The organism is Arthrobacter sp. GMC3 (assembly GCF_002929305.1).
Taxonomy (GTDB): Bacteria; Actinomycetota; Actinomycetes; order Actinomycetales; family Micrococcaceae; genus Specibacter.
Genome location: NZ_PJIO01000018.1, coordinates 13,832 through 36,790 on the forward strand (window position 1 = coordinate 13,832; position 22,959 = coordinate 36,790).

18 protein-coding genes are annotated in these 22,959 nt (G+C 63.4%); 10 read left to right on the plus strand and 8 right to left on the minus strand.

The genetic code is table 11. The features are described from left to right. The first annotated feature begins 11 nt into the window (after positions 1-11). The 3 genes from CXQ94_RS19240 to CXQ94_RS19250 all read left to right on the plus strand — a co-directional run bounded on the left by CXQ94_RS19240 (position 12) and on the right by CXQ94_RS19250 (position 4,282). Entirely contained in the window at positions 12-1,382 is a 1,371-nt protein-coding gene (locus CXQ94_RS19240) for a nitrate/nitrite transporter (protein WP_104092214.1), read from the plus strand. A gap of 97 nt (positions 1,383-1,479) precedes the next feature. Then, positions 1,480-2,745 (plus strand): DUF4192 domain-containing protein, encoded by a 1,266-nt coding sequence (locus CXQ94_RS19245; protein WP_181034313.1) that lies wholly within the window; start codon positions 1,480-1,482, stop codon positions 2,743-2,745. A 304-nt stretch (positions 2,746-3,049) separates the two neighbouring features. Next, complete coding sequence (locus CXQ94_RS19250) at positions 3,050-4,282, plus strand: RNA polymerase sigma factor (RefSeq protein WP_258067254.1); 1,233 nt, start codon at positions 3,050-3,052, stop codon at positions 4,280-4,282. Between the two features lie 182 nt (positions 4,283-4,464). Here CXQ94_RS19250 and CXQ94_RS23275 read toward each other — a convergent pair whose 3' ends face one another. The 3 genes from CXQ94_RS23275 to CXQ94_RS19265 all read right to left on the minus strand — a co-directional run bounded on the left by CXQ94_RS23275 (position 4,465) and on the right by CXQ94_RS19265 (position 8,017). Then, positions 4,465-7,332 carry a helix-turn-helix transcriptional regulator gene (locus CXQ94_RS23275; RefSeq protein WP_181034314.1) on the minus strand — a complete coding sequence of 956 codons (2,868 nt, stop codon included), beginning with the start codon at positions 7,330-7,332 and terminating at the stop codon, positions 4,465-4,467. A gap of 57 nt (positions 7,333-7,389) precedes the next feature. Then, positions 7,390-7,587: a hypothetical protein gene (locus tag CXQ94_RS19260; RefSeq protein ID WP_104092218.1), complete on the minus strand. Its 198-nt coding sequence runs from the start codon at positions 7,585-7,587 to the stop codon at positions 7,390-7,392. Between the two features lie 205 nt (positions 7,588-7,792). Continuing rightward, the gene (locus CXQ94_RS19265; protein WP_104092248.1) at positions 7,793-8,017 is read right to left on the minus strand and encodes a hypothetical protein; all 225 of its coding nucleotides are present in this window, start codon (positions 8,015-8,017) and stop codon (positions 7,793-7,795) included. A 194-nt stretch (positions 8,018-8,211) separates the two neighbouring features. On the opposite strand from CXQ94_RS19265, the gene CXQ94_RS19270 reads away from it, so the two are divergent. Then, positions 8,212-10,323: a type IIA DNA topoisomerase subunit B gene (locus CXQ94_RS19270; protein WP_104092219.1), complete on the plus strand. Its 2,112-nt coding sequence runs from the start codon at positions 8,212-8,214 to the stop codon at positions 10,321-10,323. 31 nt (positions 10,324-10,354) lie between these two features. Here the strand turns inward: CXQ94_RS19270 and CXQ94_RS19275 are convergent, their stop codons facing one another. Continuing rightward, on the minus strand, positions 10,355-11,305 hold the full coding sequence (locus tag CXQ94_RS19275) for a M56 family metallopeptidase (RefSeq protein WP_104092220.1): 951 nt from the start codon (positions 11,303-11,305) through the stop codon (positions 10,355-10,357). Between the two features lie 70 nt (positions 11,306-11,375). Then, the gene (locus CXQ94_RS19280; protein ID WP_104092221.1) at positions 11,376-11,747 is read right to left on the minus strand and encodes a BlaI/MecI/CopY family transcriptional regulator; all 372 of its coding nucleotides are present in this window, start codon (positions 11,745-11,747) and stop codon (positions 11,376-11,378) included. 166 nt (positions 11,748-11,913) lie between these two features. Here CXQ94_RS19280 and CXQ94_RS19285 point away from each other — a divergent pair, with 166 nt between their 5' ends. The 4 genes from CXQ94_RS19285 to CXQ94_RS19300 all read left to right on the plus strand — a co-directional run bounded on the left by CXQ94_RS19285 (position 11,914) and on the right by CXQ94_RS19300 (position 19,065). After that, a complete protein-coding gene (locus tag CXQ94_RS19285; protein WP_104092222.1) occupies positions 11,914-13,509 on the plus strand; it encodes a cytochrome ubiquinol oxidase subunit I in 1,596 nt (531 codons plus the stop codon). 68 nt (positions 13,510-13,577) lie between these two features. Further along, positions 13,578-14,648, plus strand: a complete 1,071-nt coding sequence (gene cydB / locus CXQ94_RS19290; protein WP_104092223.1) for a cytochrome d ubiquinol oxidase subunit II — start codon at positions 13,578-13,580, stop codon at positions 14,646-14,648. A gap of 1 nt (position 14,649) precedes the next feature. Next, on the plus strand, positions 14,650-18,072 hold the full coding sequence (gene cydD / locus CXQ94_RS19295) for a thiol reductant ABC exporter subunit CydD (RefSeq protein ID WP_104092224.1): 3,423 nt from the start codon (positions 14,650-14,652) through the stop codon (positions 18,070-18,072). 9 nt (positions 18,073-18,081) lie between these two features. Further along, complete coding sequence (locus tag CXQ94_RS19300; protein WP_104092225.1) at positions 18,082-19,065, plus strand: GNAT family N-acetyltransferase; 984 nt, start codon at positions 18,082-18,084, stop codon at positions 19,063-19,065. On the opposite strand, the gene CXQ94_RS23370 is transcribed toward CXQ94_RS19300, so the two are convergent. Further along, positions 19,062-19,361, minus strand: a complete 300-nt coding sequence (locus CXQ94_RS23370; protein WP_104092226.1) for a PLD nuclease N-terminal domain-containing protein — start codon at positions 19,359-19,361, stop codon at positions 19,062-19,064. The genes CXQ94_RS19300 and CXQ94_RS23370 overlap by 4 nt on opposite strands. 141 nt (positions 19,362-19,502) lie before the next feature. Then, positions 19,503-20,021 carry a DinB family protein gene (locus CXQ94_RS19310; RefSeq protein WP_104092227.1) on the minus strand — a complete coding sequence of 173 codons (519 nt, stop codon included), beginning with the start codon at positions 20,019-20,021 and terminating at the stop codon, positions 19,503-19,505. A 99-nt stretch (positions 20,022-20,120) separates the two neighbouring features. Between CXQ94_RS19310 and CXQ94_RS19315 the strand changes: the two genes are divergently transcribed. Continuing rightward, positions 20,121-20,612 carry a DUF2975 domain-containing protein gene (locus CXQ94_RS19315; protein ID WP_104092228.1) on the plus strand — a complete coding sequence of 164 codons (492 nt, stop codon included), beginning with the start codon at positions 20,121-20,123 and terminating at the stop codon, positions 20,610-20,612. Here CXQ94_RS19315 and CXQ94_RS19320 read toward each other — a convergent pair. Further along, the gene (locus CXQ94_RS19320) at positions 20,589-21,557 is read right to left on the minus strand and encodes a DUF5937 family protein (protein ID WP_104092229.1); all 969 of its coding nucleotides are present in this window, start codon (positions 21,555-21,557) and stop codon (positions 20,589-20,591) included. The genes CXQ94_RS19315 and CXQ94_RS19320 overlap by 24 nt on opposite strands. 115 nt (positions 21,558-21,672) lie before the next feature. Here CXQ94_RS19320 and CXQ94_RS19325 point away from each other — a divergent pair, with 115 nt between their 5' ends. After that, positions 21,673-22,911, plus strand: coding sequence for an MFS transporter (locus CXQ94_RS19325; protein ID WP_104092230.1), 1,239 nt, complete (start codon positions 21,673-21,675; stop codon positions 22,909-22,911). Positions 22,912-22,959 lie beyond the last annotated feature (48 nt).

The window sequence follows — 22,959 nt, forward strand, 5'->3', positions numbered from 1 at the left end:
GGGTAGAAGGCGTGGATAGTAAACGCGCATGGATCGTATGGGGCGTGGGCGTTTTCGCCTACCTGGTGGCTGTGACGCAACGCACCTCCTTTGGCATTGCCGGGTTGGAGGCCACCGAACGGTTCAGTGCAAGCGCGTCCGCACTGTCCGCGTTCACGGTCATCCAGCTTCTGGTTTATGCGGTGCTGCAAATTCCTGTGGGCGTGTTGGTGGACAGGTTTGGGCCACGCCTGATGATCGCCACGGGGGCGGCCTTGATGGCTATTGGCCAGATTCAGCTGGCCGCGGCAACGTCCGTCCCTGAAGGCGTTGTGGGGCGCGTTTTTGTGGGCGCCGGCGACGCCATGACTTTCATCTCTGTGCTGCGGCTGATTCCCGCCTGGTTCCCGTCCCGGCGCGTGCCCATGCTCACTCAACTCACGGGGCAGTTGGGGCAGTTCGGCCAGCTGATCTCCATTGCGCCCTTTGCCATAGTCCTGCACGGGTGGGGCTGGAGCCCTGCCTTCCTGGGCCTTGCCGCTCTTGGCCTGCTCTCCTGTGTCCTGGCTGCCGCGGTACTGCGGAACGGGCCGGAAACGTTCGACGGCGGAGGGGTGAAACATGGCCTGAAGGACACCGCGGCCGATTTGGCCAAGGCCTGGCTGCAACCAGGTACCCGCCTGGGCATGTGGAGCCATTTCTCCACCCAGTTCGCCGGCACCGTCTTCGTCTTGACGTGGGGTTACCCATTCCTAGTGTCCGGACAGGGGCTGGACCCGGCGTTGGCCAGCATCCTGCTGAGCCTGTTTGTGGTGGTGGGCCTGATCTGCGGGCCGCTACTGGGCGGCTGGGTGGGCCGCCATCCACTGCGGCGTTCCACCATGGTCCTTGCCGTCACCGCCGCCATCACCGGGGCGTGGCTTGCCGTGATCCTCTACCCTGGGGAGGCGCCGCTGTGGCTGCTGGTGCTTCTGATCCTGGTGCTGGCCCTCGGCGGCCCCGCTTCCATGATCGGCTTTGACTTTGCCAGGACGTTCAACCCCGCCCACCGGATTGGGACGGCCACCGGTATTGTCAACGTTGGCGGCTTCTTTGCGGCCCTGGTGACCATGTACGTGGTGGGCCTGATCCTTGACCTTCTTAACGGCAGCGGATTCTCCGGCGGTGATCTCTACTCCCTGGCCTCGTTCAAGGTGGCCCTCTCCTTCCAGTTTGTGGTCCTGGCTGTTGGCGGCGTCGCCGTAGTGATGGCACGCCGGGACGTGCGGCAACGCATGGCACTGATGGGTGAGGACGTCCCGCCCCTGCGCGTGGCCCTGGCCGACAACCGGCGCAGGCGCGAACAGTACAAAAATGAGATGCGCGCCGAGCGTCTGGCACGGAGGCGGGACAAAGACTCTTAGCGGCACAATAACGAAGCAGGCATGCGTTATCCACAGATGTGGGCGTTTGGCCCATTCTTCGGTGGCATTCTCCCCGGGCTGGGATGAGCCTTGGAGGATGAGAAATCAACAGAAGCAAGAGAAGATTCGGGTCAGTAACGGTGAGGACCTGCTGGCATTCATCCCACAGACCATCGGGTACTGGCCGGAGAACTCCCTGGTGTGCATCGGCATGGCCGGCAAGGCGTTGCGGGCCACCATGCGCCTGGACTTGCCCCCGGCTGGAACCGCAGATTTTCAGCAGTTCGCCGCCCTTGCCGCCGGCCAGCTTGCCAGCGATGGGGAAGCTGACGGTTGCCTTATTGCCTTTTTTGGCGACAGTGATTGGGCGGGGCCGGCAGGCTTTCCCCATGACGAGCTGTACCACCGCCTCCGAGACGCCTTCAGGATCCAGGGCTTGCCTGTGCGGGACTCCTGGTACGTGGGCGCGAAGCATTGGCGCAGCATCGATTGCACCAACCCCTCATGCTGCCCCTGGCCTGGGCAAAGCAATGAAAAGATCGCTGCAAGCTTTGTCAACGCGGAGTTCGTCTACCGAGGACGCCGTGCGGAGGGGAATCCGCGTGACCGAATCCCCGCCATGACGGCGGTGCAGGATCCAGGCTTCGCCCTCAAAGTCACCCAGGCGATCGGCCCCTACCGTGACCACTTGGCCACCATGGGCCTTGCGGAAAATCAGCTCGGAGTAACCCTCGGCGCCTGGGAACGGTCCCTGGCTCTATGGCCGCAACGCCCAGATCCGGCCATGGATGCATACCTTCTGGCCAGCCTGGGAAACACCTCTGTCAGGGATGCCGTCATGGTGTCACTTGCCACCAGCGCCAACGGTTCGCTGGCCGGGGTCCTGGGTGTCGGATACCTTCTCCCCGACGCACAAAAGTTGCTTGTGCCCGCCAATTGGTACGGGGCGAGTCAGAGTGTGGGCTACGACGTTGCGGTTCTCGACGAATCGGATGACGCGATCGGCGCCGCGGCGGCCTCCTTCAGCGCGGTCCTTCTCGGCGGGACCTCCGGGAACGAGCCGGGCACCTTCGCGCCCGGCTGGGCCCGGCTGGACCTGGCCGAAGAACTCCTGCTCTTCCTGGCCCAATCTGTGCACGGCCCGGAGAAGGCGCCGGTCTTGTGCATCCTGGGTTGGATTCAATGGTGCCGGGGGAGAGGCACCTGGGCTGGCACGTATTTTCAGGCTGCGCAGCAATGCCTCCCGGGGTACACGCTGGCCTGCCTCCTGGACCAGCTTCTGGCCGCCGGGTACATTGCCCCCTGGGCGAAGAATCAAAGCAGTGCCTGGCCGGGGTACCGGTCCCTTGATGAGGCGGCCTGAGCCAAGGGAACCCTGAGCAAGGCAGCGGCGGAAAACATGAGACAATTGGAGCTGCGACCCGGTGGGGTCCGTGTTTTACGCAGCACAATGTGCTTGCGGGGCAATAAGGGATAAATTTTGTGGGTCTCGGCGGGAACAACGCCGGGGTTCGGGGAGTTAAACCATATGACCCTCCAAGTGGAAGTGACGCGTAACAGCAACACGGACTTGACAGGGTCATAGTGGTGTTGCCCGAAGGTGACTCCACAGACCGCCGCAAGAAAGGTTTTCTGTGTCTGCTACTTCCACGAGCAAAGACTCCACAATCAACGAACTTAAGGATCCGGCCTCGTCAGGTGACGTTGCGCTGAGCCCGGCGCAGAAGCGGGCCGCCACCATAGCGGCCAAGAAAGCCGCCGCCGGATCAGGTGATGGCACTGTTGCGGCCCCCAAGGCTGCTGTAGCCCGCAAGACCCGCGCGAAGGCCGCAAGCCAGGATGACTCCGCCTCCGATTCGGTTCCCGAAGAAGACGAGCCAGAAGACGGTGTTGAGAAGGCCGAAAAGCCTGTCGCCACGGGAACCGGTTTTGTCTACTCAGACTCCGATGACGACGACGCCCCCGTCCAGCAAGTCATGTCCGCCGGTGCCACGGCTGACCCGGTCAAGGACTACCTGAAGCAGATCGGCAAGGTTGCCTTGCTCAACGCTGAGCAGGAAGTCGACTTGGCACTGCGCATCGAGGCAGGCCTGTTTGCGCACGAGAAGCTCGAAGCCGACGACGGCAAGATGACCGATCAGCTCAAGCGCGACTTGCAGCGCATTGTGCACGACGGCAAGCGTGCCAAGAACCACCTGCTCGAGGCTAACCTGCGACTCGTGGTATCGCTGGCCAAGCGCTACACCGGCCGTGGCATGCTGTTCCTGGACCTGATCCAGGAAGGTAACCTGGGCCTGATCCGTGCAGTTGAGAAGTTCGACTACACCAAGGGCTTCAAGTTCTCCACCTACGCCACCTGGTGGATCCGCCAGGCCATCACCCGCGCCATGGCCGACCAGGCTCGCACCATTCGTATCCCGGTGCACATGGTTGAAGTCATCAACAAGCTGGCCCGCGTCCAGCGCCAGATGCTCCAGGACCTGGGCCGCGAACCAACACCGGAAGAATTGGCCAAGGAATTGGACATGACCCCGGAAAAGGTTGTCGAGGTCCAGAAGTACGGCCGCGAGCCCATCTCCTTGCACACCCCGTTGGGTGAAGACGGTGACTCCGAGTTCGGTGACCTCATTGAGGACTCCGAAGCTGTTGTCCCGGCCGACGCCGTTTCCTTCACCCTGCTGCAGGAACAGCTGCACTCCGTCCTGGATACGCTCTCCGAGCGCGAGGCTGGCGTGGTTGCCATGCGCTTCGGCCTGACCGACGGCCAGCCGAAGACTTTAGACGAAATTGGCAAGGTCTACGGGGTTACGCGTGAGCGCATTCGCCAGATCGAATCAAAGACCATGTCCAAGCTGCGTCACCCGTCGCGGTCACAGGTTCTGCGCGACTACCTAGACTAGTCCCCAGCTCCTCCCCAGCCTGGCTCGCTAGCGAGCCAGGCTGGGGCCCAGTGGGTTCGCCGGGGTTGAGCTAGTCAGGTATGGCTGCGGCCCCCTCCTTTTGGAGGGGGCCGCAGCCATTGCTGTTTAACGCGCGCTACGGCAGCGAGGTCACTTGCGCGCTCTCGCCTCAGTGGCCAGTGTCAGGGTTGGCTTTTGGTCCTGGCCCGGCTGGCCGCCTCGGTGCGGCTTGAGGCGCCAAACTTGCGCAAGATTGCCGACACGTGGACGCTTGCCGTCTTGGCGCTGATGAAGAGCTGCTCGCCGATTTGTTTGTTACTCAGCCCGTCGGCCACCAAGTCTAGGACCTGGGACTCCCGTGCCGTCAGTTCGGCCGAATTGGGTCGTGGACTGGGCCCGGTAAGATTCAACCCCGTTCTGGTGGCAAAGTCCCTGCCCATGGACACGAGCAAACCTGCCCCGAGTTTGCTGGCGCCTTCGATGGCAAACTGAAGCGCGGCAATTGCAGCCACCTTGTTACCGGACGCCTGCTCCGCCTGCCCTGCACGCAGCGAAACGTAGTACCTCAGATGGGTGGGGAGGGCAGAGGATCGTTCCACGGCCCGGTGCCACGCAGCCGGATCGGTGCCGGTCCCGAGATCTCCGCCCAGTTCCGCCTCAAAGAGCGCAGACCAGGCGGGGTACGTGGGCCAAAAGTCATCCCGGGACAGGACGGTCCGCAGCTGGTTCTCGGCGTCACCATCGATCTCATCTCCGGCCATGCGACTGGCTGCAAGGACCCTGGCAGCCACAGCAAGCAGTGGCAGGTCATAGCCCGGAAGCGAGCGAAAATCCGTGCTCATCAAAAAGGATGCGCCCTGCCAGGCGGCCGGCAGGTCGCCACGAATCCAGGCGAGTTCGGCGGCGATCAACTCCAAGGGAAGACGGGACTGCATTTCTACGGTTGCCAATTGTCGCAACAGCGGCTGCCAGCGGCTAAATATTTTCTGGGCTCCTTCAGGATCCCCGCTCCACAGGGTAGACCAAATCTTGGAGCGCAGTAGATAGGCGTGGAATGAGCTAGGCGGGGAGAGGGCAAGATTCTTTTCCAGGAGTGCCTTGGCCTTATTCCAGTCGCCCCGGCCGAAAAGGGGTTCGACGGCGTTCGAGGAGAGAATGGCTCCGGTGGTACGTTCCACGCCGAGCTCACGGGCCTGCCTGATGCCGTCCTCGGCGACGCGGATGGACTCGTCATACAGCCCCAAATGGTAAAGGGTGTCCGAATAGTTGATGCGAAAACGCAGGACGGCATCGGTGTTCCCCTGTGCCAGGTCCTCGGCCTTTTCCAGGTCAGCCCGCCAGCCGTCGATGTCTCCTGCCATGGCCCGTGAACTGCCCCGCAGGTTCGCGGCAATGGACTGCTCTGTCTGGTTATCAGTGATGGTGGATAGTTCCAGCGCCTCGCTGGCGATACTAATTGACTCCTTGAGTCTTGCCTCCAACATGTAGCGGGCGGCGAGATGGTTCAGGAGGGTTGCCCGCCAGCCGTCGTCACTGCCTTGTGGCGTCAGGTCCAAGGCTCGCAGCAACAACTCTTCCGAACCCAATTGGGCGTTGAAGCCAAGGTAGCGGGCCTGATCGGCTAGCAACCGGGCCAATTCAACTCCTTGGGCGGCTGGTTCTGCGGCAGCCAACCTGATGACAGCTATCGACCGTTCGCCGTCGCCCGCCTGGTTGTGTGCGGAGGCAGTCCGGGCCATCAAGGTGTAGCGCGGCATGCCTGCGGCAGTCTCGGCGTCGTCGATCCGGTCCCACAGTTCCAGGGCACGCTCACCCATACGGGCCGCCGTCGAATACGCGTAGCTGCGTTCGGCTTCGGCAACTGCGGCGATTGAGGCCTTGAACGTCTTCTCCTGAACGTTGGAGGCATGCCAGTGGTAGGCAATTTCGACGGCGTTGTGCTGTCCTGAGTCGGCCGCCTCCAGGGCCTGGGCGTAGCGGGTGTGGAACCGGGTGCGTTCCCCCGGGAGGAGGTCGGCATGGATCGCCTCCCGGACCAAGGCATGGCGGAAGGTGTAATTGCTGCCTTCAAGAGTCAACAGATTGGCCCGCTGAGCGGCCCGCGCGGATGTCTCAAATTCTTCGACGGACTTGTCATACGCCGCCACCGCTTGCGCGTGCGGGACGCAGACCCCGCCAGCGGCCAGGACGCGAAGGAAATACTGCACGGGGTCCAGCATGCGCTCGTACCTGGCCAGCAGCAGGTCGGTGAGTGTTGCGGGCAGTTCACTTGCTGCGTCGCAGTCCCCGAGGCCCAACAGTTCCTCGACGAAAAAGGGGATGCCTTCACTCCGGGCGAAAACGTTTTCAATGAGATCGTACCCGGCGGCCTGGCCCGTGATGGATTCGACTTGGGTGCGCACCTGGTCCTTGGTGAGCCGGTTCAGCCAAATATTCTTGGCGTACCGCCCGCGCTCAATGTCGGCGAGAAACACTCGCAGGGGGTGCCCCCTGTGCACATCGTCACTGCGGTAAGTCAACGCCAGCAAGAACCGGCCGCCACCGAACGCGCGCAAGATCAGGCGCAGAACAGCCAACGTGGCGTCATCGGCCCAGTGCAGGTCCTCAACCACAACAACTGTCGGCTGGTCTGCGGAGGCCCGCTCCAGCACCGTGGTGACAGCCTCCAGGACACGGTTGCCGGCAGGGGCCCCGTCAGCGGCCGTGGCGCCCTCCGGCAGCAAAAGGGCCAAGGCGTCGCGCCCAGGACCGGCAAAGTCCATCACCGTTTCAAGGCCGATTTGGGTGGCCAGTGAACGCAGCACTCCCGTGATTGGTGCATAGGGCGGGGCCAGTGTGCCTAGGTCCACACACTGCCCCGTGATGATCCGGGCCTGGCCGGATATTTTTGCCAAGAATTCACCCAGCAGCCGGGTCTTGCCCAGCCCGGCCTCGCCCCCGATGACTACGGCCTGTGGCTTTCCGTCCGAGGCGTCGGCGAAGGAGGCTAGGAGGGCTTGCATCTCGGCGTCGCGCCCAATCATGTGCGTGCTCGCCGGTGTCATTTGCATAACCCAATCCTGCCACGATCCGGGCGTCATGGTCGGTGCCAAGTGGACCACGGGGTGCTAGCTGGGGCGGACAATGTGGCCAACGGGCGTGGCGCGCCGGTTGGTCCTTGCCCACAGGCGGCGCAAACGGCCGGGCGTGCGCTGATCGGGCACGATCGTGGCGATGGCCTCTCGTTGCAAGCGGCGCCGTTCCAAGGCGACACCCCGTTCGCGATCATTTTGCTGGGAAATCAATAGGGCTAGGAAGTCAGACATTCTGATCCTCTGTTCGTGAAGGTTCCTGCGGGAACGGAGCCTTGGTGATGACTCAATTCTTCCCGCGCAGACCATTACGAACATGGGGCAGATGACCCATCTTTGCCTCAGCTCAGTCTCTCTAAGGAGACTAAGGGGCCTTAGATGAGCGGATGCAAAAAGAGGGCCCCGGAATATTCCGGGACCCTCACATTTCGCATTTTTGTTAGTCGACCGAAACCGGGACCTTCTCGGTCAGGCGGCTGGTCTCGTCGTGCCACTGTGACGACAGCGGCTTCAGAGTAGCTTCAACTGAGCGGGCGTGGTGGCCGCAGAAGAGCAGCGCCCCACCGGAGGATTCCAAGACAACACGGACGTAGGCTTGTGCGCCGCAACGGTCGCAGCGATCCATCGTGTTCAGCTCTGGGCTGGCAATGGTGGTGGTAGTCATGATGGCCTCCTTCATAGTTCTTGATACCTATATAACCATTATTCGTAGCCGTTCCATCCGTGGATGGGCCCACTTTCGCTCACCGCGTAGCCCTCACGGCATGCCTGTCAGGGGCGAGGGCGTACAGCGGTTAACCTTGAAGGGCAGCAAGTAGAGGATTCCTTGCCCCCACCGTCAAAAGGAGTACGCCAACCGTGGCACGTTCGAGTTCCGATTACAGCGCCCGCCATCTTTCCGTTCTGGAGGGGTTGGAAGCTGTCCGGAAGCGCCCCGGCATGTACATCGGGTCCACGGACTCGCGCGGACTCATGCACTGCCTGTGGGAGATCATCGACAATTCAGTCGATGAGGCGCTGGCAGGCTACGGCCAAAACATCACCGTCATCTTGCACAAGGACACCTCCGTGGAGGTGCACGACGACGGCCGCGGCATCCCCGTGGACGTGGAACCCAAGACCGGGCTCACTGGCCTGGAAGTGGTGCTCACCAAGCTCCACGCCGGCGGCAAGTTTGGCGGCAGCTCCTACGCGGCCTCCGGTGGTCTGCACGGTGTGGGTGCCAGCGTGGTCAACGCGCTTTCATCACGCATGGATGCCCAGGTGGACCGCGGCGGCAAGACCTACCAGATGAGCTTCCGCCGTGGCGAGCCCGGACACTTCAAGGATCCGGGCAAGACCCCGAGCCCGTCCGTGGACTTTGAACCGTTCCTGGAGAAATCCAGCCTGGACATTGTAGGCACCACCAAGCGCGGCGTCACCGGAACCCGGATCCGCTACTGGGCCGACCGGCAGATCTTCACCGCCGATGCCAAGTTCTCCTACGACGAACTGGCCGCACGCGCCCGCCAAACATCGTTCCTGGTCCCGGGGTTGAAAATCACCGTCCGGGACGAGCGCCGCCTGCCCGGCTCGCCGGGAGAGTTCGCCTCCCATGAGGAAATCTTCCACCACGACGGCGGCCTGACAGAGTTCGTTGACTTCCTCGCCGTCGGCGGTGGCGTCACCGACATCTGGCGGATTCAAGGACACGGCTCCTTCACCGAGACCGTGCCCGTACTGAACGCCGAGGGACACCTTGAAAGTACCGCCGTGGAACGCGACTGTGAGGTGGACATTGCCCTACGGTGGGGCGTTGGCTACGACACCACCATGCGCAGCTTTGTGAACATCATTGCCACGCCCAAGGGTGGCCGGCACCAGGAAGGCTTCGAACAGGCACTTCTGAAGACGTTCCGCAAGGTCATCGAAACCAATGCACGCAAGCTCAAGGCCGGCACCGACAAGATCGAAAAAGATGATGTCATGGCCGGGATGACGGCCGTTCTGACCGTCCGCCTCGCCGAGCCACAGTTCGAGGGCCAGACCAAGGAAATCCTGGGCACCCCGGCCGTGAAGAACATTGTGGCCAAGGTGGTGGAAAAGGAACTCAAGGCCAAGCTGGAGTCCACCGCCCGGGGCGAGAAGATCCAGGCCTCCACGTTGCTGGAAAAGGTTGTTTCTGAGATGAAGTCGCGCATTTCAGCGCGCGTTCATAAGGAAACCCAGCGCCGCAAAACGGCGTTGGAGACCTCCTCGCTGCCCACAAAACTTGCCGACTGCCGCAGCAATGACGTGAAGAAGACCGAGCTGTTCATCGTTGAAGGTGACAGCGCCCTGGGTACGGCAAAGCTGGCGCGCTCCTCCGACTTCCAGGCGTTGCTGCCCATCCGCGGAAAGATCCTCAATGTCCAGAAGGCGTCGGTGGGGGACATGCTGGCGAACGCCGAATGTGCCGCACTGATCCAGGTGGTGGGTGCTGGTTCCGGGCGCAGCTTTGACCTGGAATCGTCTCGCTACGGCAAGGTGATCCTCATGACGGACGCCGACGTCGACGGCGCCCACATCCGCACCCTGCTGCTGACCTTGTTCTTCCGCTACATGCGCCCCATGATCGACGCCGGCAATGTCTACGCCGCCGTGCCGCCGCTACACCGTGTGGAGGTCATCAACGCCGGTTCCAAGGCCAACGAGATGGTGTACACGTACTCGGAAAAGGAGTTGCACACGCTCCTGGCCAAGCTGGAGAAAACGAACAAGCAGTACAAGAAGCCGATCCAGCGGTACAAGGGCCTGGGGGAGATGGACGCCGAGCAGTTGGCAGAAACCACCATGGATCCGAGACACCGCATGCTGCGCCGGGTCACCAGTGCCGATGCGGACAGGGCCGAGCACACCTTCGAACTGTTGATGGGTTCCGATGTGGCCCCCCGCAAGGAATTCATCGTGGCCGGCAGCGAACACCTCGACGCCGACAGGATCGACGCCTAGGAATCCCGGAAAGCCGGGAAGCTTCTCGGTGCTAGGCCAGGATTCCGGGCACCAACAGCAGTGCCGTGGGGACAGCGAGCAGAAGCACCGCCAAGGTAATGATCAGGGCCTGCCGTGCCGCGCTCATGCTGGGGGCCGGGGTGAGCAAGCGCCCCAGCCTGGCCGACGTTGTGGCGGGGGTGTCAATCTTCTCCACATCGCTGCCCACCAGCGAGGCAGCCGGCAGCTGGGCCGAGCCGCTAGCCACCAGAGCGATGGCCGTGACCAGGGTTGACTTGCTCACCGAACGCAAGGCGACGTCGTCGGCCATGATCTCGATCAGGGATGAGACGGCACGCTGCGCCAGCTTGGAGGTAGGTAGCCAAGGCAGGGCGGACCGCCAGGCGGCAAAGGCCCACAGCAGCAGGTGGTGGCGTTGGGCCAAATGGGTTTGTTCGTGGAGCAGGACCGCGCGCAGCTCCTCCGGGGACAGTAGTGTCATGAGACCGTCGGAGAGCACGGTTACCGATCGTGAGCCGCCCGGCAGGCAGTAGGCCACAGGTGCTTCATGGTTGATGACCAGCGTGCCGGGGCGTTCGCTGGAGGGCGAGCTGAGCAGCAGCAAGAGCTCCCGGTGGCGGCGGCGCTGGCGGTTGATCCTGAAGTAGCTCAGCGATAGGGTGAACAGCAGATGCGCTGTGAGGAGGCTGGCTGCGCTCAGGGCAAACACGTGGCTTAGCCCCAGGGTGTCCAGTGATTCTTCTCCCACCACGACTTCCAGCAACCCATGCAGGCCGGCGCTGAGGTTCTCACCCAGGGGGACCAGGCCGTAGCAAAGCATGGCTCCGATCATGGACAGGCCACCGGCAAGAGCTATGGACTGCCACAGGACCATTGCGGCGAAGGGGGCCCTAGCCGGCCAGTGGGCGCGCGAAAGAAAGACGGGAACCGGCCATGCCAAGGCGATGGCCAGGACCGCCAAAAACCACGAGGTCCAAAACATATGTTAAAACTTACCGTGTCCGGGGACGTCCGGCGGAGCCGTCCAGGAGGAGGCTCCGCCGGACGGCTGGCTAACGGCCCAGGAGCTTGCGCAGGGTGTCGGCTTCGCCATCGCTGACCGTGCCGATGAAGCGGGCCAGGACGGCCTCGCGGTCGGGTGCCGAACCCAACACCTCAAGCATCAGCTCGGCCGTGTGTTCGGCCCGGCTAGTCACCGAACGGTAGCGGTGGGGGCGAGAGGAGCGCTCGCGCTCCACCAGGCCCTTCTTTTCCAGCCGGGAGAGCACGGTCAGAACAGTGGTGACTGCCAGTGGGCGGGAGTCAAGCCCGGCGTCGGAGGTCCGTTGGGACAGCAGGTCCCGCAAGGTGTTGGCAGTGATTGCTTCCGGATGCTCCCATAAAAGATCCATCACGGCCCGTTCAAGGTCGCCAAGTGTAGCCATCAAGATCCTTCTTCATTATGGTGCTAATACCGGTCAAATAATCTCTTCGTACATATCCCAATGTACAGCTTTTGACAGCAATGTTCTACACAGGGTAGAACTTGAAGTTCTACGTGATGTAGAAAATTGCTTTTTCGATGCTTACCCTCCTGGATCGAGGAAATTGATGGACCCCCTAGACATCGCCCGGTGGCAATTTGGCATAGTGACCGTGTACCACTTCTTGATGGTTCCGCTGACCATCGGCCTGGGAACGTTGGTGGCCATCTTGCAGACCACCTGGCTCCGCACGGGCAAGGAAGAATACCTGCGCATGACCAAGTTCTGGGGCAAATTGTTCCTGATCAACTTCATCATGGGTGTGGCCACCGGCATTGTCCAAGAGTTCCAGTTCGGCATGGCCTGGAGCGAGTACAGCCGCTTTGTGGGCGACGTGTTTGGCGCCCCGCTGGCCATGGAGGCATTGCTGGCCTTCTTCGTCGAGTCCACGTTCCTGGGCTTGTGGATCTTTGGCTGGAAGAAGTTGCCGGCCAAGGTCCATCTGGCCTGTCTGTGGATCGCCGTGTGCGGTTCCATTGTCTCCGCCTACTTCATCCTGGTGGCCAACTCCTGGATGCAGCATCCGGTGGGCGTTGAACTGATCAACGGGCACCCCCAGATGGTGGACGCTTGGGCTGTCTTTACCAACAACACCGCCCTGGTGGCGTTCTTCCACACCATGACCGGCGCCCTGGCCGTGGCCGGCGGTTTTCTGCTGGGTATTTCCTGGTACCACCTGTGGCGTCGCCGCAAGGACGGTATCGACACCGTTGACGCCACCGGCCGCGTAGTGGTGGGGGCCTCGGCCACCATTCCCGGACGCGACAAGCGTGACCACGCCATGTGGATCAAATCCCTGCGGATCGGTGCAGTGGTGGCCATGATTGCCTTCGCAGGCTCCGCGATCTCCGGTGACTTGTCCGGCAAGCTCATGTTTGAGCAGCAGCCCATGAAGATGGCCGCCGCCGAGGCTGCCTGCCATGACGGCACCAGCTTCTCCGTACTGTCCCTGGGCAACGTGGGCAGCCGCGACTGCAAGGACGTGGTGGCCGTCATGGAAATCCCGGGCCTGCTGTCTTTCCTGGCCCACAACGACTTCACCACGGAGATCAAGGGCGTCAACACCTTGGTGCCTGAATACCAGGCCAAGTACGGCACGCACCTGCCCGATGACCCCATGCTCGGTGCCCGCGCCGGTGCCGAAATCAACTACGTGCCCATCATGGCCGTCACCTATTGGGGCTTCCGGATGATGATCGGCTTTGGCGGTCTCGCCGCCCTGGCCGCCGCCGTGGCCCTGTTCATCACACGCAAGGGGACCGTGCCCCAGTCCAAGGGCCTGATGCGGCTGGCCCTGATAGGTATCCTGGCCCCCTTTGGTGCCAACGCCGCCGGCTGGATCTTCACCGAAATGGGCCGACAGCCCTTTGTGGTGGCCCCCAACCCGTCGATGTCCGGGATCGACCAGGTATTCATGTTCACCGCCGCAGCGGTATCGCCGGGAGTTTCCGGCGGGGAGGTGATCTTCTCACTTGTTGCGCTGAGCACCGTGTACGCGGTGTTGCTGGTGGTGGAGGTGGTGCTGTTGACCAAATACATCCGCGGCGGGGTGGTCTCGGCCATGCCGGAGCTGGGACATGGCCCCGATAAGGACAAGGGCGACGGCGGCAAACACCCGGGTGGGCCGGAGGCCGACGACGACGTGCTGGCGTTCGCGTACTAGCGAAGCACCCTATTCGGGGCAGCGCCCCGGGCGACCGTTCAAAAACTTTGTGCAACTAAGGACTGAAAATGGATTTCCTCCCGACATTGTGGTTTATTCTCATTGCCGTGCTGTGGACCGGGTACCTCTTCCTGGAGGGCTTCGACCTGGGCGTTGGCATGCTCATGAAACTCTTTGCCCGCGACGAGAAGGAACGCCGGCTGCTGCTGAACACGGTGGGCCCAGTCTGGGACGGCAATGAGGTGTGGCTGCTGACAGCCGGTGGTGCCACGTTCGCAGCCTTCCCATTCTGGTACGCGTCCTTGTTCTCCGCACTCTACATTCCGCTGGTGTTCGTGCTGCTCGGGCTGATCTTCCGTGCCGTGGCCTTTGAATACCGCGGAAAAGTCCACTCCGATACGTGGCGCACGGCCTGGGACTGGGCTATCAGCCTTGGCTCCTTCGTGGCAGCATTCGGCATTGGCGCCTTGCTGGCCCTGACCACCACCGGCCTTCCCCTGAACGAGAACGGCGACCGCGTGGGCGGCCCCTTCGCCTGGTTCACCTGGTACGCGGTCCTGGGCGGCCTGGCCGTGGTGGGCTTCGCACTGATCCATGCAGCAGCCTTCCTGGCGCTGAAGACCGACGGCGACGTCAGGATCCGTGCCCGCCGCCTGGTAGGACGCTGGTTGCCTGTGGGCCTGCTCCCGCTGGCCGTCTGGGTCATTGCCGTGGCAATCCTGAACGGCAAGTGGTTTAGCTGGGCGCTAATCGCGGTAGCCGTGGTGGCAGCCGTGGCAGCCTGGACGGCGAACCGCAAGGACCGCGAAGGCTTCAGCTTCCTGGCCATGGGACTGTTCCTGGTGGTGGGCAGTGCCGCCATCTTCAGCGCAGTTTTCCCGGTGGTCCTGCCCTCCACCCTGAACGAGGCCTGGAACCTCACCGTGGAAAATGCCTCCTCCTCCGCCTATACGCTGCGCCTGATGTCCATTGTTGCCGCCGTCGGCGTGCCGCTGGTGCTGGCCTACCAGGCCTGGACCTACTGGGTCTTCCGTAAGCGCATCACGTTGGCGAACCTCCCGGAACCGCACGACTTTGCCCCCGCCGTCGGGCAATCCGAGGCGACAACGCCCGCCGGAGCAACAGGGGGGACCGCCTAGCATGGGTGCCCGTCCGCTTCTGCCCACCACAAAGAACACCCGCAGGGCCCTGGCCGGACTAGCGGGCCTGGCTGCGGTCAAAGCGGTGGCGCTGGTGCTGCTCATGGCTGCGCTGGCTCATGCGCTGGCGCAGTGGGCGGCCGGGACGCCAGCCGATCCCGCCCGCTTACTGGTCCAGGGAACGCTGGGCGCGGTGCTCATGGCCGCGGCGATCTGGGGCCAGCAAGTCCTTGCCCGGCGCGCAGCACTGGGCACCAAGGAGGAACTGCGGGCCAAGCTTGTGGCTCACAGGCTCAGCGGGCACGCCCCAGCATCCGATGGCACAAGGAACGCCGTGGGTGCGCAGGCGATGCTTGCCAGCCGTGGCCTGGACGGGCTCGATAACTACTTCACCGCCTACCTGCCCGCCCTGGTCACCTGTGCGGTGCTGCCGGCCATGATCGGGCTGCAGATCCTGATCTCCGACTGGGTCAGCGCCCTGATCGTGGTGCTGACCGTGCCGCTGGTTCCGGTGTTCATGATCTTGATTGGTTTCCACACCCAGGAGCGGGTGGAGCAGGCCGCCCACGGCCTGGACCGGCTCTCCAACCACCTGCTGGAGCTGGCCCGCGGGCTGCCCGTCCTGGTGGGGCTGCGCCGCGCAGATGCCCAGCGCAAGGCCCTGGCCGAGGTTTCCGAGCAGTACCGCAAATCCACCATGACCACCTTGCGGACGGCGTTCTTGTCCTCCATGGCCCTGGAGCTGATCAGCACCATTTCCGTGGCCGTGGTGGCCGTCTTCATCGGTGTCCGCCTGGTGTACGGCGGCATGGGCCTGGAGGCAGGTTTGCTGGCGCTCATGCTGGCCCCCGAGTGCTTCAGGCCGCTGCGTGACCTTGGCGCCGCCCACCATGGCAGTGAGGACGGTGTGGAGGCGTTGCGCCGCGTGAATGAGATCCTCGACGCCGGCACCCCCGCGGCCCCGGATGTGGAAGATGTACACGACGACGGCGTTTTCGCCGTGCATGCCTCGAAGCTGACGGTGGCCTACCCGGGACGGAGCGAAGCCGCTGTGTCCAACTTCAACGCAACCGTGGAACGCGGCGGTGTCCTGGTCCTGGACGGCCCTAGCGGAACGGGCAAATCAACAGTGCTGGCCGTCCTGGCGGGGCTGCTTCCCCTCACAGAATACACCGGTACCACCGCGTCCGGCGCGGCTGCCGCCGCCCACGACTCTGAAGCTGAGACTTGTGGGCCTCTCATCAGTGGCCAAATTGCAACAGCGCCCCGCAGCTCCACGGTGTGGGTTCCCCAGCACCCCGTCTTCACCGAGGACACCGTTGCCGCCGATGTAGCCCTCTACGCCGCCGGCCCGGCAGGCCTGCGGGTGCCTGCTGCGGTGGTTCAGGACGCGCTTTCCAGGGTCAACGCCGGTCACGTGGCGCAGCGCTCGCCGCTGGACTGCAGCCCGGGGGAGCTGCGCCGTGTGGCCGTGGCCCGCGCCCTGGCCAGAATTGCCCTTGACCCGTCCGTAGAGCTGGCACTTTTTGACGAGCCGACGGCGCACCTGGACGAGGTCTCAGCCCAGGCAGTCAGGGACGCCCTGTGTGCCCTGCGGGGGAAGGTGGCTATGGTGGTGGCCAGCCACGACAGGGAACTGGCTGCGTTGCTGCGGGGCGAAACAGTCCCCGCGGTGAAGCCTGCAGCGGAGCAAGGTGCCTTGGCCTCGGCAGAACGGCCGGTTGATCAACAGGCCGTGCCGCAGGAAGTAGAAGCCCCGGCGCCACGATTCCAGTGGCGTTGGCTCAAGGCGCTGCCCCTGCTCTCGCCGCGCTTCGCCGCCGGCGTGTTGGTCTCGGCACTTGCCACTCTCAGCGCCGCGGCACTGGCGGGCATCTCCGGCTGGCTCATTGTCTGGGCCGCTGACAGGCCGCCGATGCTGTTCCTGCTGACGCTTATTGTGGGTGTGCGGGCGTTCGGCATTGGCCGCTCGGTGTTGCGTTACTCCGAGCGCCTGCTGACCCACGACGCCGTCTTCCGCTGGGCCGCTACGCTCAGGCTTCGGCTCTGGGACGCCCTGGGCTCCAACGTGCGCCACTGGGGAAGGCTCACGCGCTCCGGCGGCTCCCTGGGGACTCTGGTGGCCGACGTCGATGAACTCAGGGATGCCCTGCCCCGCACCGTGGTACCCATCCCGGCGGCCGTCATCTCCTACGCGGCCGTGTTGCTCACCGTGGTGCTGATGGTGCCGGAAGTGGCATGGATGGTGGTGGTGCTGGGCGTTGTGGCGCTGCTGATCCTGCCTGTTGTGGTGTTTGTGGCCCAGCGCCGCGCATCGGCCGCTGCCGGTATCCACCGTTCGTGGCTGGCCAGCCGGACCACCACCTTGTTTGCCGCCGCCGACCAATTGGCTGCCAACGGTGTGGGTCCGGTTGAGGCTGCACGGTTTACCGCCCGCGATCTGGGAGTTGCCGCGCCCCTGCGGCGCCTGGCTTGGGTCAACGGCCTGGGGCAATCGGCAGTATCCCTGGTGACCTCCCTTGCGGCGATTGTCGTCACCATCGGCGCCGTAGCGGCCGGGGCGGATCCCCGTGCCGTGGCCGTGGTTGCCCTGCTGATGCTGGCCCTGGCCGAACCGTTGGGACAGTACATCGACGCCGTGGCCGAGCTGCCCCTGCTGCTGGGCATGATGGGGCGCACCATGCCGCTACTGGATTCCAGTCGCACAGTGGTGGACAGAACCCCCAGCGAATCCGCAGACGCCGGTGAAACCGTTACCGCGCTGGAAGTCACCGACATCACCGCACGCTACCCGGATGCGGCAACACCGGTGTTCACGGGTGTCAGCGGAGGCACGGATCGCGGGCACTGGTGGAGTGTCAGTGGGCCCTCCGGTTCCGGAAAGTCGACCTTGCTGGCCGTGCTGCTGGGCTTCCTCACCCCGGAAAAGGGGCACTACACCCTCAACGAGCGTCCCGCCACAGATACTGCCCTGGGCCATATTGCCTGGTGCCCGCAGGAGTCATACCTGTTCAATTCAACGCTTCGCTCCAACCTTTCCCTCGCCAGGTCCGCTTCTGACGCGCCCCTGGATGCGGAACTGGAAACTGCCCTTCAAACGGTGGGCCTGGGGCCCTGGTACGGGACTTTGCCGCAGGGCCTGGACACCCGGGTAGGGGCTGGCGGGCACGAGCTCTCCGGAGGGCAGCGGACCCGCGTGTCGGTGGCCCGAACGCTCGTGGCCGGATCCGACGTCGTACTTCTCGATGAACCCACCGCACACTTGGGCGAGGACGAGGCCAGGGAGCTGATTGCAGACCTTCGCCACGCGCTGGCTGACGCAGCGGTGGTGCTGGTGACGCACGACGACGACCTCGCAGCGGGTGCCGATACGCACCTGGATCTGGGCGAAGGATACGTGGTGCGTGAGCCGGCACGCGTTTAGGCTGGGGGCATGAGTTCAAACCAAACCCCGCAGCTGCCAGCAGCCAGTGGCCTGACGTTTAGGCCTTTGGCGGCGGCGGATGCGCAACCCTGGCTGGGGTTGATCGAGCGGATTGCCCAGGCCGAGAACGCCGTCTGGCACGAGCAGGCTTCCGATCTGGCGGAGGTGCTTGAGTCGGAGGAAGACCCTGTGGCCCGCAATACCGCCGTGGGGGTGGACATCGACGGGGTGCCGCGGGCGTACGGGTACGTCTCGAAGACCCCGGGCGGAGAGTGGGGATATGCCATGGGCGGCGTGGACCCGTTGTGGCAGCGCCGCGGCATAGGCTCCGCCGTGTTGGCTTGGCAGGAGGAGCTCTTACGTGCCAGGTTTGCCGCCGACGGGCAGGCGCAGGCGCGAGTGCGGTCCTACACCTCGGAGGTCAACCCCGCCCACACGGGACTGCTCACCGGGGCTGGCTATGCGGTGGTGCGGTACTTTTCGGAGATGCTTCGCTCTCTGGAGGAGATTCCCCATGTGAGGGAGCCGCGCGGTGTCCGGCTGGTGCCATTTACCACCGAGCTGGGGGAGGCGGTCCGGCTGGCCCACAACGAGGCGTTTGCCGATCACTGGGGCTCGCAACCGCGCAGCGCCCACAAATGGGCTTTTCTGCTCAACCATGAGAACTTCCGTCCCACCTGGTCCACGGTGGCGGTGGACCACACTACCGGGGAGGTGGCCGGTTACCAGCTATCCATGTATGACCCGCTACGTTTTGCCGCGGTGGGCCGAGAAGAGGGCTATACGGAGATTCTCGGCGTGCGGCGGGCCTGGCGCGGGCGTGGCGTGGCCCCGGCCCTGTTGGCGGACGCCATGACCCGCTACAAGCACGACGGTATGGACTTCGCGTGTCTTGACGTGGACACCGAGAACCCCAGCGGCGCCCTGGGCCTCTACGAGAACATGGGCTACCGGCCCCTGCGCCGGACCGTGGCATGGGACAAAGTCCTCTAACGCGTTGCCGATGATGATGTGCGCGTGCCGGCTGTTCTACCCGGGTTCCGGGTGAGTCTGGATGCTTTCCGTCCTCCGATGAACCAGAGAATAGGGCCAATAGTCGGCAACAGAAAAACTATGGCGACCCACACCGTGGTTCTGGCGGGAGGCTGATTCCTGGTCCGGGCGATGCTTATCAATGATGCGATCAACAGGGCCAAACATACAAGCGATACGGCGACTTGCAAAAGCACCCACGGCACAGGAATGACCGGATCTGCACTGCTCACCGAACCAATAATCGTCGTCAACATATTCCCCCTAAATAGACCGAAACAATCGCCAGCCGCGCATCGGATAGCGACTGATTAACACCCTAGACGCTTCCGAGATGTCCACGAAGGGGACCTTCCCAGCAAGCCGGCCCAACTGCAACCAGCGAGGGCAGCGAATCCTTAGGAGTCGACGTCGTGCAAATGATGGATCACGTCGTGAAGGAAATAGCCCGATAGGGTCAGCACGGTGAATTCCGAGCCATTGCTGCGCAGTCCACGGCGGTCCCAGAGCTCAGGGGCGACGGCGCCGAATGCTGACGCTGCGTCGTTGCCATTTTGGAGTAGATCCGCCGCAACGTCGGCCGGATCGAGTGCTTCGTAGTTGCCGTCCACGGCGGCCTGGTCCTGGTCCCAGTTGGGGAAATGCGGGTTCTCCTCATCCAGCATGAGTGCCAGGCGGCCCGCAAAGACCTCAATGACGTCCCTGACGTGGGCTGCGTATTCCAGCACGGACCAGGTGGCGTCATCGGGGCGCTGGTCTGCACCCGCCCTTTTGAGGGCCGAGTACCAGCGCGGAAGCAGGGCAGGGATGGAGGTGGCGACAGTGGCCGGGGTAGTGTTCGCGGCATTAAAGCCACAGTCCGGGCACGGCCGTGACAGCACCCAGGTCCAGTCTTTTTCATCGGGAATGATCGGCATGACCACAGTCTATGCCGGTGGGCAACGCGAGCAATCCAGGGCGCCGCGCAGGCGCCAATAGCTATTGATAAATGGTAGCTATTCAATGACAATCAAGCCATGAACGAGTCAGTGATAGGCCTCCTGCGAGCCTTCCTAGTAGCGCTCTTCCTCGGTACCTTGTTGGGACAGATTGTTATTGTCCCGAACTACGCCAGCGAATCCGCAGCGCAGTTCCCGGAAGTTGCGTTTCTGACCGTCCCGTATACCTTGGTGGTCATTGTTGCCATTGCCTGCCTGCAGCTTGTGCTGCTTGCCATCTGGGTTCTCCTCGACAGGGTCCAGAGCGGTGCGATCTTCACCAGCGAGGCGTACCGCTGGGTCAACGTGATCATCGTGGCGGCGGCTTCCGCCACGGCACTGGTGCTGCTCCTTGGCAGCCATCTGCTGGGCGTGATGCACGTGGGCGGGCCCGGCGTGTTGGTAGCGGTGGTTGGGGCCAGCGTCTGTGGGACGACCTTCGTCCTGCTCATGCTCGTCATGCGCGGGCTACTGCACAGTGCTACCGCCATGGGACGCGAACTTGCCCTACCCGTGCTGGCCCGCTCCTAGCAAGGCTGAACCGAGCGGGCTGCGCAAGTAAAGCATGCTGTGCCCATAGCGGGTCTTGGTGACCAGGCCGACGTCCTTGAGGGCGCGGAGGTGTTGGTTCACCGCAGAGGTGCTCACACCGAAGCGGAAACCGAGTTCCGTCGATGAAGCCGGCGTTGCCAAAGCGGTGAGGAGGCTGGCCCTCGTCTGGCCCAACAGCTGGGCGACGGCGCGCGGGTTGACCACATGCTCCGTCTCCCACATCGCACCCTGGCCTCGGGCAGGGTACAAGATCAGCGGGGCCTCGCTCGGATCGACGGGAGCCGAGGCGCCCCTGGTAAACATGGTGGGGACCAACATGACACCGCGCCCGGCAACCTCGACGGTTCGGTTCTCTGGGACACTTGCCAGGCTGATGTCCATTCGGGACCCTGCGAACGATACTGCCGGTGAAATGTCGTTGAGCATCTCGGCCATACCGGCCTGAGCCACCACCCGCCCCCGATGCGTGATGTCTGCTTCGAGAATGGCGCGCATGCGCGGCCAATGCGGGGCGAAACAACAATTCCAGTACTCGCGAAGGGCCGTCACCATGCGGCGAATGGCCGCACGGGGTGAGCCAGTCACCGTCCTGGGCAGCAGCCCGTGGATGTTCTCCAGCTGCTCGATGAACAGAGCGGGGGAAAGAGCTGCCAGCGCCGTGAATTCATCTTCAACGCGCGTCAGCGGCGAGGTGGGCCGGGGATTCAGGAAATCCGGAGTCCACAACCGGTCGTTGACGAGCCCTATCAGCAGTTCCATCTCGAGGCTCTCTCTGGCCTCCCGGGTGTGTGAGAGCCAGGGGAGTTGGAGCGGGTAGCGGCTTGGGTCCTTGACGGCACGTAGTGAGAGTCCCATTTCGCACAGCGGTGAGATCCCAAAGCGGATGCCGCTGAGGCCGTCATTACCGAGTTCGTAGTGCAACATGACGCCATACCCTACATCAATTTAATGCTCGCAGTAGCCGTGGGATAAATGTTTTGTGTCAATAACTTCCGCCTCGCCGCAACCATCCACTCCAACTAAACCCCAGCCGAATTTCATGCGGCGCCTCCTTGGGGCAGTGTCCGATCCGGTGCTGCGCATTCTGGTGACGGCTACCCTGATCAGCCGTGTGGGGCGCGGCGTGTTCCTGACCGTCACTGTCCTGTACATAACTTTCGTCATAGGGCTTTCCACGGCGGAGACTGCGACGGTTCTGGGAATTTCTAGTGCCGTAGGCGTGGGCACCTCGTACTTGGGTGGCCGACTGGCCGACAAGTTCAGTGCACGACGACTGTTGTTCGCCTTGATGGCCGCGGAAGGTCTCACCCTGGGCTGTTACGCCTTCGCCAGCGATTTCACGGGCATCCTGATCATCGCCTGTGTGGTTTCGGCTGTGGGAAGTGCATCGAACGCTACTCGCATGGCGATCGTGGCACGTGCCTTCGAGGGGCCAGCCAGGGTCAACGCACGGTCAATCCTGCGAACGGTAACGAACGTCGCGATCGCACTCGGTGCCGCCATTGCAGGAGTGGCTTTGCTGGCTGACAATGCCACCGCCTACCGCATGGTGATGCTGGGGGCGGGAGCTGTCTACCTCTTGGGCGTCATTCCGGTGTGGAAGCTCCCCTCACGGGTCAATGCGCCAGCACCGGTAACCACAGATGCGGCCAGCCCGGCACCCGAGGGGAGGCCTCAAGGGGGAAGCTCGCCTTTTTCGGATCGGCGCTATCTGCTTCTCACTGCGCTCGCAGCCATCTTCGGAATGCAATTTGGTCTCGCCGAAGTCGGCGTTCCGCTGTGGATCTCGCACAACACCCTGGTGCCGAGAAGTCTTGTCTCTGTACTGCTGATCCTGAACACCGCCATCGTCATCGCCTTCCAGATTCCGCTCTCGCGCGGCACCGACGACCTGCGCAAGGCCAGCAAAGTGGTGACACTTGCCGGGGTGTTGATGGCGGTGGCGTCCATCTTGTACGCACTGGCCGACGGCGTATCGGTGGCACCAGCCATCCTGCTGTTGGTGGTGGCAGCGATAGCCCACGCCTTCGCCGAGGTCTGGTCGCAGGCGGGAACGTGGGGCCTCTCCTTTGAACTGGCCAACGCGTCGAACGCCGGCGCCTATCAGGGAGTTTTCGCCATGGGTGCTGGCCTGGGCTCCATGTGCGCGCCGTTCGTCGTGGCGGGGACGGCCCTGAAATATGGGCTGCCCGGCTGGATTGCACTTGCCGTGATATTCCTGGCGTCGGCCCTAGGTCTCGCGGCTATCGCCAGGCGAGCCGCCCGCCCTGCCGTCTAATTTCCCGAGGATTTTTGGCAGGTCTGCTGGTTCGCGTTCTGTCCCTTG